Annotated in this window: 14 protein-coding genes; 12 read left to right on the top strand and 2 right to left on the bottom strand. The window is 70.8% G+C overall.

Going from position 1 to position 12548, the window contains the following annotated elements; all coding sequences use genetic code 11:
- The first annotated feature begins 55 nt into the window (after window positions 1-55).
- The 3 genes from queD (at window position 56) to K7C98_RS02070 (ending at window position 1520) form a co-directional block, all read left to right on the top strand.
- Entirely contained in the window at window positions 56-424 is a 369-nt protein-coding gene (queD, locus tag K7C98_RS02080; protein ID WP_224189786.1) for a 6-carboxytetrahydropterin synthase QueD, read from the top strand.
- A gap of 263 nt (window positions 425-687) precedes the next feature.
- Window positions 688-1023, top strand: a complete 336-nt coding sequence (locus tag K7C98_RS02075) for an ArsR/SmtB family transcription factor (protein WP_224189785.1) — start codon at window positions 688-690, stop codon at window positions 1021-1023.
- Complete coding sequence (locus K7C98_RS02070) at window positions 1020-1520, top strand: SRPBCC family protein (RefSeq protein WP_224189784.1); 501 nt, start codon at window positions 1020-1022, stop codon at window positions 1518-1520. The genes K7C98_RS02075 and K7C98_RS02070 overlap by 4 nt, the downstream gene beginning before the upstream one ends.
- Window positions 1521-1581: 61 nt before the next feature.
- Here K7C98_RS02070 and K7C98_RS02065 read toward each other — a convergent pair whose 3' ends face one another.
- Entirely contained in the window at window positions 1582-2793 is a 1212-nt protein-coding gene (locus K7C98_RS02065; protein ID WP_224189783.1) for a metallophosphoesterase, read from the bottom strand.
- 286 nt (window positions 2794-3079) lie between these two features.
- Here K7C98_RS02065 and K7C98_RS02060 point away from each other — a divergent pair, with 286 nt between their 5' ends.
- From K7C98_RS02060 to K7C98_RS02050, 3 genes are all read left to right on the top strand, one after another.
- Window positions 3080-3838, top strand: coding sequence for an EI24 domain-containing protein (locus K7C98_RS02060; RefSeq protein WP_224189782.1), 759 nt, complete (start codon window positions 3080-3082; stop codon window positions 3836-3838).
- Between the two features lie 328 nt (window positions 3839-4166).
- The gene (locus K7C98_RS02055) at window positions 4167-4346 is read left to right on the top strand and encodes a hypothetical protein (protein ID WP_224189781.1); all 180 of its coding nucleotides are present in this window, start codon (window positions 4167-4169) and stop codon (window positions 4344-4346) included.
- 265 nt (window positions 4347-4611) lie between these two features.
- Complete coding sequence (locus tag K7C98_RS02050; RefSeq protein ID WP_224189780.1) at window positions 4612-5637, top strand: aldo/keto reductase; 1026 nt, start codon at window positions 4612-4614, stop codon at window positions 5635-5637.
- A gap of 79 nt (window positions 5638-5716) precedes the next feature.
- Here K7C98_RS02050 and K7C98_RS02045 read toward each other — a convergent pair whose 3' ends face one another.
- The gene (locus K7C98_RS02045) at window positions 5717-6148 is read right to left on the bottom strand and encodes a host attachment protein (RefSeq protein ID WP_224189779.1); all 432 of its coding nucleotides are present in this window, start codon (window positions 6146-6148) and stop codon (window positions 5717-5719) included.
- A 370-nt stretch (window positions 6149-6518) separates the two neighbouring features.
- Here K7C98_RS02045 and gyrA point away from each other — a divergent pair, with 370 nt between their 5' ends.
- The 6 genes from gyrA to K7C98_RS02015 are packed head-to-tail and all read left to right on the top strand — an operon-like array spanning window position 6519 to window position 12416.
- Window positions 6519-9104 carry a DNA gyrase subunit A gene (gene gyrA / locus K7C98_RS02040; protein ID WP_224189778.1) on the top strand — a complete coding sequence of 862 codons (2586 nt, stop codon included), beginning with the start codon at window positions 6519-6521 and terminating at the stop codon, window positions 9102-9104.
- A gap of 58 nt (window positions 9105-9162) precedes the next feature.
- Window positions 9163-10512, top strand: a complete 1350-nt coding sequence (hemL, locus tag K7C98_RS02035; protein WP_224189777.1) for a glutamate-1-semialdehyde 2,1-aminomutase — start codon at window positions 9163-9165, stop codon at window positions 10510-10512.
- 11 nt (window positions 10513-10523) lie between these two features.
- Window positions 10524-10832, top strand: a complete 309-nt coding sequence (locus tag K7C98_RS02030) for an AtpZ/AtpI family protein (protein ID WP_224189776.1) — start codon at window positions 10524-10526, stop codon at window positions 10830-10832.
- Between the two features lie 2 nt (window positions 10833-10834).
- Window positions 10835-11251: an ATP synthase subunit I gene (locus tag K7C98_RS02025; protein ID WP_224189775.1), complete on the top strand. Its 417-nt coding sequence runs from the start codon at window positions 10835-10837 to the stop codon at window positions 11249-11251.
- Between the two features lie 2 nt (window positions 11252-11253).
- Entirely contained in the window at window positions 11254-12042 is a 789-nt protein-coding gene (gene atpB, locus K7C98_RS02020) for a F0F1 ATP synthase subunit A (RefSeq protein WP_224189774.1), read from the top strand.
- A 41-nt stretch (window positions 12043-12083) separates the two neighbouring features.
- Window positions 12084-12416, top strand: a complete 333-nt coding sequence (locus tag K7C98_RS02015) for an ATP synthase F0 subunit C (RefSeq protein WP_224189773.1) — start codon at window positions 12084-12086, stop codon at window positions 12414-12416.
- Window positions 12417-12548 lie beyond the last annotated feature (132 nt).

Below are 12548 nucleotides of genomic sequence, written 5' to 3'. Positions count from 1 at the left end.
GCCCAGCTCGGCGCCCGCGCCGGCTTCCGTTACTCTCCGCCACCCGCGCCGAGCCATGGACATTTTTAAACAGTTCCGCTTCGAGGCCGCCCACCGCCTCCCGAACGTCCCCCCGGGCCACAAGTGCGCGCGGCTGCACGGCCACTCGTTCTTCGTCGAGATCCACGTCGAGGGCCCCGTCGGCGAGCCCAGCGGCTGGGTCCTCGACTTCGCCGACATCGCCGCCGCCTGGCAGCCGCTGCACGCGCTGCTCGACCACAACTACCTCAACGAGATCGAAGGCCTCGACAACCCGACCAGCGAGCTGCTGGCCCGGTGGATCTGGCGCCGCATGCTGCCGGCCCTGCCGGGCCTGTCGCAGGTGGTGATCCGCGAGACCTGCACCTCCGGCTGCATCTACCGCGGCGAAGACGAGCCCCGCTAGCTCCGCTGCAACGACATGTCCTCGGGGATATGTCTCTCGAGTCAAGCGCCCAAAGGACATGCTCCGAAGAGCATGTCCTTTAAAACTTTTAATCGCCGACATCACCGGACCCGTCGCCGACGGCCGGGTGGGCGCCTCCGGCCGTCGACCCGGAGCCCCGTCCGCTCGCCGAGGCCTGGTGAAGCCACCCGCGCACCTTGCGCTGCAGCCAGGCGGCCGCAGAGCGGCTTGACGCCCCATATGTTCGTTGCTACTTACCGTTCGTGCCCACTTACCAAGCCAACCCCTGGGACGCGCTGGGCGACCCGAGTCGGCGGGCGATCTTCGAGCACCTCGCGGAGCGGCCCCACTCGGTGGGCGAGCTGGCCGAGCGGTTGCCGATCAGTCGTCCGGCGGTCTCGCAGCACCTGCGCGTGTTGAAGGAGGCCGGGCTCGTGGCGTACCGCGCCGAGGGCACGCGGCGCGTCTACACCATCCACACCGCAGGCATTGCCCGGCTGCGGGCCGACCTCGACCGGTTTTGGACGCTCGCGTTGTCGGCGTTCAAGGCGGCGGCCGAGGCTGACGACGACGACGACGACGACAAGGAAGCATCATGAACCAACCGATCCCCGTCCCCTCCCTCGAGGCGCGCGACCTGCTCGTCTCCAAGCGCATCCACGTCGCCACCACGCCCGAGCGGGCCTTCCGCGTGTTCACCGAGAAGGTCGGCACCTGGTGGCCGCTCGTCAGCCACCACATCGGCAAGGCCGACCCCGCCACCGCGGTGATGGAGCCGTTCGCCGGCGGCCGGTGGTTCGAGCGCGGCGTCGACGGCAGCGAGTGTCTCTGGGGCCATGTGCTCGCCTGGGAGCCGCCGACCCGCCTCGTGCTGAGCTGGGAGATCAGCTGCCAGTGGGCCTACGACCCGAGCCTGCAGACCGAGGTCGAGGTCCGCTTCGTCCGCGACGGCGACGGCACCCGCGTCGAGCTCGAGCACCGCCTGCTCGAGCGCTACGGCGACCGCGCCGAGGACATGGCGCGCACGCTCGGCGGCGAGGGCGGCTGGGGCAGCATCCTGCAGTCGTTCGCGCGCACGGCCGGGGCCGCGGGCTGAGCGACGCGCCCGCGAGGAGCGGCCCCCACCGCTCCTCGCGCCGCAGCGGACGCGCCGGCGCTCACTTCATGAACGTGCGCGAGTACAGCTCGTTGCCGTTCTTGTCGTAGATGACGCCGGTGAAGCTGTTGTCGTTGAGCTCGACCCACGTGAAGCCTTCCATCTCGGGCACCTGGAAGTGCATCGGGTTGCTGCCCGGCAGGCCGTTGGCCTTGCTGCCGGCGCCGGCGACGATGAACTCGGTGCCGCAGGTCGCCTGCAGCCACTGCATCGTGTGGTCGTGGCCGCAGATATAGACGTCGATCTTGCCGCAGACCGACTCCTCCATGAACTCCTTGACGTTGTCGCCGGCGACGAAGGGCAGCGGGATCCCCTCGAGATCCTCGTAGTTGCCGGCGTTGCCGTGCTCGCCGTTGGAAAGATAGGGGTGGTGGCCGAAGGCGATCTTCCACGTCGCCGTGCTGGCGGCGACGGTCTGGTCGAGCCAGGCCTGCTGGTCGTCGGAGCTGCCGTTGAACGGGTCGGTCATCACCTGGTTGGTGTCGAGGCCCCAGAACTCCGCGTGGGCCTGCGTCCACGAGTAGTACTTGTCGGGCATCCGCCACAGCTCGCTGTGCTGCGTGTACTCGACCTGGTAGTCCGACTTGTTGTTGTCGAAGTCGACGCCGATGCCGTTGCCGCCGTAGTCGTGGTTGCCGAGCACCGCGTAGATCGGGAACGTGATGCCCATGTACGGCAGCTCGAACTTCTCCTGCCACTGCGGGTCGTCGACGCCGTCGACGCCGCTGTCGTAGAAGTTGTCGCCGGTCAGCATCGCCCAGTCGCAGCCGCGCTGCTCGCACACGGCGATGATCGCGTCGGCGACCTGGTACTGGTCCTCGTTGCCCTCGCCGACGTCGCCGAGCACCACGAAGCGGACCAGGCCGGACGCGCCGCCGGTGGTGGTGTCGTCGCTCGTGGTCGCCGTCGCGGTCGTCGTGTCCGGCGTCGTCGTCGACGTCGCGGTCGTCGTCGTCGTCGGGTTGGTGGTGGGGCCCGCGGTCGGGTCGGGCTCGGTGGTGTTGGTCTGGCCGCCCGACTGGGTCCCGCCCGTCGGGTCGGTGGGGCTCGGCTCGGCGGTCGGGTCGGGGCTCTGCGTCGCCGTGCCGTCGCTCGACGGTGCCGTGGTGTCGACATTCTGGGTGCCCGCGCCCGTGCCCCCGTCGTCGCTGCAACCAGTGGCGAACACCGCCGCGAGCATCGTCCCACGCGCAATTCGGCTGACCAATTTCATGTCCATCGTCCCCTCAGGCCGCGGCAATATACACGAGCGGCCGAGCGTCGCGCGCCGGGAAGGCCACCGCTGCGCGGGCGCCCGGGCATCGTCGACGCACGTGCGCAAGCTCGCGGGTTCACGCTGCTCGCTTCGGGTGTGGCCTCGCCGCGACGGCGGTCGGTCGTCCATCGGGGGCACGGCGCCGGGACCGGCGCGAAGGGTCCGCGCGCGCGAAGGGGCCTCGCCGCGCAGCCCTGCCCGCCCGCGCGACCCCGACCGCCGATTCGTGCTACTCGCGAGGTTGATGTCGTCCGCCCAGGCCGTCCCCTCGAGCCTCCCGCGCGGCCTCCAGCTGGCCGGCCGCGGGCTGCGGCTCGCGCTCGCCAGCACCGAGGTCCGCCGCGCCTACCTGCGCCTGGCCGCGGTGCTGGTCGTCCTCGCGGTCGCGCTGACGGTGGCGCTCGGCGGCCTGTTGTGGTGGATGGTACCTGTCGATGGGGACATGTCCTGGACGACATGGCTCGGAAGATGGGCGCTGCGGCTCGGCGGCGGCGCGCTGGCACTGGTGGCCGCGCCGATGCTGGCTTTCTTCGCCGTCAGCATCGGCCTCCCGTTCCTGGCCGACGGCGTGTTCATGGCCGGCATGCGGGCGACCGACCAGGCGCTGGCGACCCGGCTCGAGCGGCCCTCCGAGCTCGGGTTCGTGGCCGCGACCGTCGGCAGCATCAAGCGCGCCGTGCACTTCCTCGGCGTCACCGTGGCCCTGTTCGCCCTCACGCTGGTGCCCTTCGTCGGCCCGCTGCTCGGGCCGCCGCTGCAGCTGTGGTACGCCGCCCGGACCTTCACCTGGGAGCTCCTCGACCCGTACTTCGAGCGCGTCGGCAGCGACTACGCCCACCAGCGGAGGATCGTCCGGGGCCATCGCGCCACCCTCGCCGGCTTCGGCCTCCCGTGGGTCGCCGTGATGGCGCTCCCGTTCGTGGGCCCTCTGCTCTTTGGTCTCGCCCAGGCGGCGGTCGCGGCGGTCGTCGCCGACGAGCTCGAGGCGGGCGCGGCGCGCTGAGGCTGTCCGCGGGGACAATCGGACAGCAGTCCGGGCGATCGTCCGCGACCTGTCGTAAGGGACAGGTCACGAGCAGCGCCCGCCGGAGGCCCTCGAGCCGCGATCGGGACGGCGCTCGAACCGCGTTCGTCAGGCCCCTGAGGGGCGTGGACGCGGCCCCCCAGGCCGACCGGTCCCACGAGGCCTTCCAGCCCTGTGCACACGACGTGGGATAAACACCGCTATGTCGGCGCGGAAGCCAGCCTACAGGCCCGTTCTCGGCAAATTGATCTTGCTCGAGCTTGGCAAGCTTCTTGCTGTTACAGACCTTGCCCCCCCTGGAGCCGCCATGTCCGCGAAGACCGAAGTTCCCTGGGTTTACCTGTGCCTCAAGGTGCAATACGCCTTTCCGCAGGTCGGTGCCCGCCTGGCTCTGGGGCTTGCCCACACCTGGCCGGCCAACGACAGCGCCGAAGTGCCCGCTCCCGCCGCTCCCGGCAAGCTCGGCGCCCGCCGCGACAGCGCCTAGACTGCTGTCTACCGCCCCCGGAACGGCAAACCCGCCCCTGCTCTCACTCCATGGCCGCGCCCGGGCGGCCAGCTTCCCGGCCCTCACGGGCCCCTGTGCTTCCATCTCCGACTGAAGACCGCGCGTTGCGCTGACGGCCGAGTCCGCCCGCGCCCCGCCCGGACAGAGGATCGACCGACCCGGCCACGATCGGGCCGGCGGCCGTCAGACCGGCTCCAGTCGCCCGTAGAGTCCTTCCGCCCGCGACCGCGCGGGGGAGGACCCAATGGAGTACCGCAACCTCGGCCGCAGCGGCCTGTCGGTGTCGACCCTCTGCCTCGGCACCATGACGTTCGGCGAAGCCGACGAGAATTCGTTCATGCACAAGGTCGGGTGCGACGAGGCCACCTCGTTCCGCATCATGAACCTGGCCCTCGAGGCAGGTGTCAACTTCTGGGACACCGCCGACGTGTACGGCCAGGACGGCCTCAGCGAGCGCGTGATCGGCAAGTGGTTCGCCGAGACCAGGCGCCGCGACGAGGTCGTGCTGGCGACCAAGTTCCGCTTCCGCATGAGCAAGGGCGCCAACGGGACCGGCGCCTCGCGGCGGCGGATCGTCCGCTGCGTCGACGACTCGCTGCGCCGGCTGCAGACCGACCGCATCGACCTCTACCAGATCCACATGCAGGACAGCGACACGCCGGAGGAGGAGACCCTGCGCGCGCTCGACGACCTGGTCCGCGCCGGCAAGGTCCTCTACATCGGCTGCAGCAACTACGCCGCCTACCGCCTGGTCGAGAGCGTGTTCACCAGCGAGGCCAGGAACCTCGAGCGCTTCGTCAGCCTGCAGGCGCAGTACAGCCTCGTCGTCCGCGACCTCGAGCTCGAGCTGGTGCCGGCGTGCGTGCGCCACGGGCTCGGCATCCTGCCGTGGTCGCCGCTCGCCGGCGGCTTCCTGTCCGGCAAGATCGAGCGCGGCGCGCCGCCGCCGCCCGGGACCCGCCTGGAGAAGTGGAAGGAGCGGATGGCCGCCTTCGACACCGACCGCAACTGGCGGACCATCGCCGCCGTGCGCGCCGTCGCGGGCGAGCTCGACGCCACCCCGTCGCAGGTCGCCCTCGCCTGGCTGCTGCACAAGCCCGGCGTCACCTCGTGCATCTTCGGCGCCCGCACCGAGGACCAGCTGCGCGACAACCTCAAGGCCGCCGACCTCGAGCTGTCGAGCGAGCAGCTCAAGGCCCTCGACGACGCCTCGAGCGCCCCGCTGCCGTACCCCTACTCGATGATCCGCAACATCCAGGGCCGCTGGTAGCCGGCCGCGCCGCCGCCGAAAGCGAGAAGGGACAGGTCCCCGAGGACCTGTCCCTTCTTTCATGTCTTCAGAGACCGACTCAGTGCAGCCACTCGTGGCGGCGCGCCCGCTCTTGCAGCGCCTGGACCGAGTCGTTGGTGTAGTCGCCGATGATCTCGCGGACGACCGCCTTCTGCAGCGAGCCCCTGGCGACCTCGCGCATGCGGCCGACGAAGTCGGCCGGGGCCGCGATCACGAGGCGGCCGAACTGACGCTGGTGCTGGGCCTGCGTCAGCCGCTCGACGATCTGGCGCACGAACTTCGAGTCCTGCTCCTCGGCCGCGCCGCGGGTCTCGCTCACCAGGTCGCGCCGGCCCGACGAGCTGCTCTGGCCGCCGCGCCGCTCGTAGCGCGGTCGCTCCGGACTCGCGAGCGTCTCGATCGGGGTCAGCGTGGGCTTCATGCGCGAGCCGTTGACCTCGAAGAGCAGGGCCTGACTGCGATCCGCGACGACGAACCAGGTCGATTCCATTCCGGTACCTCCTCATTTTCGATGCTGTGGCAGGCCGGGGGGCCGTACAAGCCGGAACGGGCCCCCCGGCCGCGTGAATAACCGCGGGGCCGGGCCCGCCCATTCCCGCCTGGCGATCCCCCACCGCGCGTGGCAGACGTCGCACCCGGCCGGCAAAACGTCGTTCTTGCTCGTGAATTTCCCGCCTGAGGTCGGCGCGTCGCGACGTGAGCGGGCGCATCTCCGGCGACACCTCGCAGACCACCGCTGCGGGCCTGCGAGCGGCCTCCAGGCGGCTCAGCGCGGGAGGCGCCGCCGCGGCCCGCAGCGGCCTGCAAAAGCGCGTAGCCGCGTCGGCAGGCCCGCGCTATCCTCCCGCCCCTCACGGCGTATGGCGAGCGAGCAGAAAACCGGGATCAACATCGAAGACGAGATGCGTAGCTCCTTCTTGGACTACGCCATGAGCGTCATCATCTCGCGCGCGCTGCCCGACGTCCGCGACGGACTCAAGCCGGTCCACCGGCGCGTGCTCTACGCGATGGACCAGCTGCGCAACACCCACGCGCAGCCCTACAAGAAGTCGGCCCGCGTCGTCGGCGACGTCATCGGCAAGTACCACCCGCACGGCGACGCCTCGGTGTACGACGCCCTGGTCCGCCTGGCCCAGGACTTCGCCATGCGCTACCCGCTGGTCGACGGCCAGGGCAACTTCGGCTCGATCGACGGCGACGCCCCCGCGGCCATGCGTTACACCGAGGTCCGCATGAAGCGGCTCACCTCGGAGCTGCTGGCCGACCTCGACAAGGACACCGTCGACTGGGCGCCCAACTACGACGACAAAGAGCTCGAGCCGACGGTCCTCCCGACCAAGATCCCGAACCTCCTGCTCAACGGCGCCGTCGGCATCGCCGTCGGCATGGCGACCAACATCCCGCCGCACAACCTGCGCGAGATCGTGGACGCCTGCATCGCCCTGGTCGACGACCCCAAGCTGCCCGCGCGCGATCTGCTGCAGATCGTCACCGGCCCCGACTTCCCGACCGGCGCCCAGATCATCGGCCGCGCCGGCATCCGCCAGGCCTACGCGACCGGCCGCGGCAGCATCACCCTGCGCGCCCGCTGCACGATCGAGGAGGACGAGAAGGGCCGCGAGGCCATCATCGTCCACGAGATCCCCTACCAGGTGAACAAGGTCCGCCTCATCAGCCACATCGCCGAGCTGGTGCGGGAGAAGAAGATCGAGGGGATCAGCGACCTGCAGGACTACTCCGACCGCACCGGCATGCGGATCTGGATTCAGGTCAAGCGCGACGCCTCGGCCCAGGTCGTCCTCAACTCGCTCTACAAGTCGAGCGACCTGCAGGTCAGCTTCGGCGTCAACATGATCGCCATCGCCGGCGGGCGCCCGCAGGTGCTGAGCCTGCACGAGTGCCTCACGCACTTCATCGACCACCGCCGCGTCGTCGTCACCCGCCGCTCGCGCTACGAGCTGCGCAAGGCGCTCGAGCGGCGCGAGATCGTCGAGGGCATCGGCGTCGCCATCGACGCGATCGACCGCATCATCGCCATCATCCGCGCCGCGCCCGACCCGGACGCCGCGCGCGAGGCCCTGTGCGCCGAGCCGCTGTCCGGCTTCTCCGGCTTTTTGGCCCGCTGCGGCCGGCCCGAGGCCGAGGTCGAGGCGGCGAAGGGCAAGCCGTACCACCTCAAGCCGGCCCAGGCCAAGGCGATCCTCGACATGCGCCTGCAGCGGCTCACCGGCCTCGAGCGCGAGAAGGTCGAGGGCGAGTACAAGGAGCTGTGCGCCACGATCGCCTACCTCGAGAGCATCCTCGCCTCCGACTCGATGCTGATGCAGGTGATCCGCGGCGAGTTGGTCAGCATCCGCGACGAGTACGGCGACGAGCGCCGCACCGAGATCGTCGACGACGAGTCGGAGATCGAGCCGATCGACCTCGTCGCCGACGAGCCGATGATCGTGATGCTGACGAATAACGGCTACATCAAGCGGCTCCCGGTCGGCGAGTACCGCGTGCAGGGCCGCGGCGGCACCGGCGTCAAGGGCGGCGTCGGCCGCGACGCCGCCGACTTCGTGGTCGAGCTGTTCGAGGCCAGCACGCACGCCCACGTGCTGATGTTCACCAACACCGGCCGGGTGTTCCGCACCCGCGTGTTCGAGCTGCCGGCCGGCCGCCGCGACCACGCCGGCAAGGCGCTGGTCAACTTCCTCGACCTGCGCGACGGCGAGCGCGTGCTCGGCATGGTCCCCTACCGCGACGAGGACCTCGAGGGCGGCCACTACTACGTCGTGATGTGCTCGCAGCAGGGCTACATCAAGCGCACCGCGCTCGACGAGTTCGCCAACATCCGCTCGACCGGCATCATCGCCGTCACCATCGAGGACGGCGACCAGCTGATCGACGCCCGCCTGACCAACGGCAAGCAGCAGATCATGCTCACCTCGGCCCAGGGCATGGCGATCCGCTTCGTCGAGGACGACGTGCGCCCGATGGGCCGCACCGCCCGCGGCGTGCGCGGCCAGGACCTGCGCGAGGGCGACGCCGTCGTCAGCATGACCGTGCTCGAGCCCGAGAGCGAGCGCTCGATCCTCACCATGTGCGCCAAGGGCTACGGCAAGCGCACCGCCGCCTCCGACTACAAGGTCCAGAACCGCGCCGGCCTCGGCATCATCACGATCAAGGTCACCGAGCGCAACGGCCCGGTCGTCGGCACCCTGGTCGTCGACCCCGACGACCACGTCATGGTGGTCACGAGCCGCGGCAAGGTCATCCGCACCACCGCGGCGTCGATCAGCGAGATCGGGCGCAACACCCAGGGCGTCCGCATCATCCGCACCGGCGAGGACGAGCGCGTGGTCGCCATCGAGCGCATCGTCGACCGCGAGGAGGAGGCCGGCGAGGCCGCCGAGCCGGCCGGCGAGGCCGAGCCCGGCGTCGACGAGTCCGCCGACGAGTAGCCGCCCGGGGCCGCCGCTCATCTGGCCCCGAGAACATGCCCCAAAGGACCTGCTCCCGATGACGACACCGCCCGAGTTCTGGACCCAGATCCCCGGCGACGGCCGCGCCGGCGCCCGCAGCCGCGCGCTGTTCAACGCCGCCCAGTTCGTCATCCCCGGCGGCGTCAACAGCCCGGTGCGCGCCTTCAAGGCCGTCGGCGGCGACCCGCCGTTCATCCGCGCCGCCCGCGGGCCCTACCTGCTCACCGAGGACGGCGTCACCCTCGTCGACTACGTCGGCACCTGGGGCCCGGCGATCCTCGGCCACGCCCACCCCGAGGTCGTCGACGCCGTCTGCCGCGCGGCCCGCGACGGCCTGTCCTTCGGGGCATGTACGGCCGGTGAGGTCGAGTTCGCCGAGCTGCTGGCCAGGCTGGTTCCGGCGCTGCACGGCGGCATGGTCCGCCTGGTCTCCTCGGGCACCGAGGCGACCATGAGCGCGCTGCGCCTGGCCCGCGGGTTCACCGGCCGCAGCAAGATCGTCAAGATCGACGGCGGCTACCACGGCCACGCCGACTTCCTCCTGGTCGCCGCCGGCTCGGGCGCCGCCACGCTCGGCATCCCCGGCAGCGAGGGCGTGCCCGCGGCCACCGTCGCCGACACCCTCACCGTCCCGTTCAACAGCGTCGACGCGGTCGAGCAGGTCCTCGAGCAGCACCGCGGCCACGTCGCCGCGATCATCGTCGAACCTGTCCCCGGGAACATGGGCTGCGTGCCCCCGCGCCCCGGCTACCTCCAGGCCCTGCGCGACCTGTGCACCCGCGAGGGCGTGGTCCTGGTGTTCGACGAGGTCATGACCGGCTTCCGCGTCGCCCTCGGCGGCGCCTCGCAGCGCTACGGCGTCACCCCCGACCTCGTCTGCCTCGGCAAGATCGTCGGCGGCGGCCTGCCGGTCGGCGCCTACGGCGGTCGCCGCGACATCATGCAGCACGTCGCCCCGCTCGGCCCGGTGTACCAGGCCGGCACGCTCAGCGGGAACCCGGTCGCCGTGGCCGCCGGCCTCGCCACCCTGCAGGTCCTCGCCCGCGACGACATCTACCCCGCGCTCGCGGAGACCTCCGCCACCCTCGCCGCCGGCCTGTCCGCGCGGGCCGCCAGGGCCGGCGTCCCGGTGGTGATGAACCGCGTCGGCGCCATGTTCACCGGGTTCTTCCGCGGCGGCGAGGTCCACGACTACGACGACGCCAGGGCCAGCGACCTCGCCGCGTTCGCCGAGTTTCACCGCGAGATGCTGACCTGCGGCGTCTACCTGGCGCCCTCGCAATTCGAGGCCAGCTTTGTCTCGGCCGCCCACGACGCCGTCGCCGTCGAACACACCCTCGCCGCCGCCGAGGCCGCCTTCGCCGCGGTCGCTCGCCGCTACGGCTGACCGATCTCCCCATGACCGAGCGCCGCAAGAGAGAGCCGCTGCTCAAGCAAGCGCGGTGGTTCCAGCTCGCCGAAGCCGGCTCGGTCGGCATCGAGATGGCCGTCGCCATCGCCATCGGGGCGTTCGGCGGCATGTACCTCGAGCGCCACGTCACGCACTGGGCCCCGTGGACCACGTACATCGGCCTCGGCGTCGGCATCGGCGCCGCGGGGCTGGCGGTGTTCCGCACGGCCCGCAAGTTCAGCGCCCGCATCGAGGCCGAGGAGCGGGCTGCTGCGGGGCAAAGTCACGAGTCGACCGACGACCCCGAGGTCCGCTAGCCGTGCGCCCCGCCACCTGGGATCTCGTGCGGCGTCGCGTGTATTTGTGGACGCTCACGCTCACCGCGATCGCGGCCGGTCTGGCCGGCGCGCTGGCGGGCGCGGAGCAGGCGTGGAGCGTCGTCGCCGGGGCCGCGATCGGCCTCCTCAACCTCGCATCGCTCGCGCGGGCCGTGGTGCGTCTGGTGGCCGAGGTCCAGGCCGACCCGCAGCGGGGCCCCGGCGGCGGCGGCGGAGCGGGGCTTGCACTGGTGCGCTGGCCGGTCGCTGCTCTTGCGACCGTCGCCGTCCTTTGGTACATGCCCGGCCGACCTGAGGGGCTCGCAGCAGGGGTCCTGGCGGCGTTGGCCGCCTTCTGCCTGGCGGCGCTTCAGAGCCGCGCGGACCTCTCAAGCGACGATCCCGAACCGGACGCCTGAACATGGGTGATCACGACAGTTGGTACACGCTCCTGATGCCCGAGTTCTGGGCCCACCTGGAGTCCAGCGCCGCCGAGCATCTGGCCCGTGACAAGGCGTTCCTGATCTTCGGTGCCACGCACTTCACGCTGGTGCACGTCGCGGGGGCCGTCCTCGCCTTCGTGTTCCTGATCATCGCCGCGCTGCGCTACCGCGCCAGCTTGCAAGACAGCTCGCGCGGGGTGATCCCGCCGCGCAACTTCGGCCTGGCGGCGATGGTCGACGGCTTCGTCGGCGCCGTCTACAACCTCTCGGCCGACGTCATGGGTGAGGAGGACGCCAAGCGGTTCCTCCCGCTCACCGGCACGCTGGCGCTGTTCATCTTCGTCTGCAACATCCAGGGCCTGATCCCCGGCATGTTGCCGCCGACCGACACGCTGAAGACCAACCTCGTCTTCGCGCTGATCGTCTTCATCGTCTACAACGTCGCCGGCGTGGTGCGGAACGGCTTCGGCTACCTCGCCCACTTCCTCGGCCCGAAGATCGGCGGCTTCCCGTGGCTGTTCTTCCTCTTCCTGCCGATCGAGATCGTCAGCCACATCGCCCGTCCGGTCTCGCTGTCCTTGCGCCTCACCGGTAACATCGTCGCCGACCACAAGGTCGTCGGCGTGGTCGCCCTGATGGTGCCGCTGCTGGTCCCGCTGCCGTTCCTGCTGCTGGGCACCGTCGTCGCCATCGTCCAGACCCTCGTCTTCACCCTGTTGACCATCATCTTCATCGGCCTCGCCGTCGAGCACGCCGAAGAGCACTGAGCCCCCTGACCTCGCGGCCCTGGCCGTTTCGGAGCTGTCCCATGCGCAACATCACCAAGATCGCCTCCTTCCTGTTCACCTTCCTCGTCCCCGCGATCGTCCTCGCTGCCCCCGCCGAGACCTCCGGCTCCGAGCGCTCGATCTACGGCTTCGCCATGGCGGTCGCCATCGGCCTCGCCGCCCTCGGCGGCGGCCTGGGCCAGGGCCGCGCCGTCGCCTCCGCCCTCGAGGGCATCTGCCGCAACCCCAACAGCGCCGGCAAGGTCCTCGTCCCGATGCTCCTCGGCCTCGCCTTCATCGAGTCGCTGGTCATCTTCGCCCTCATCATCGCCTTCACCCTCGGCGGCAACATCGCCCCGACCATCGGCGGCTGAGCCCGGCCCACGCCGCGCTCTTCGGCACCCCACGCGCCCCTCGGACCCCCCGGTCCGCGGGGCTTCGTGCTTGGGTCCTGTCCCCTCGGCCATGTCACCCCGCCATGACGCGAACGACTCGCCGCGGTCGAA

Source organism: Nannocystis pusilla (assembly GCF_020073745.1).
GTDB lineage: Bacteria > Myxococcota_A > Polyangia > Nannocystales > Nannocystaceae > Nannocystis > Nannocystis radixulma.
The sequence above is the reverse complement of the archived record's forward strand: the minus strand, read 5'-3'. Positions and strand labels throughout refer to the sequence as shown.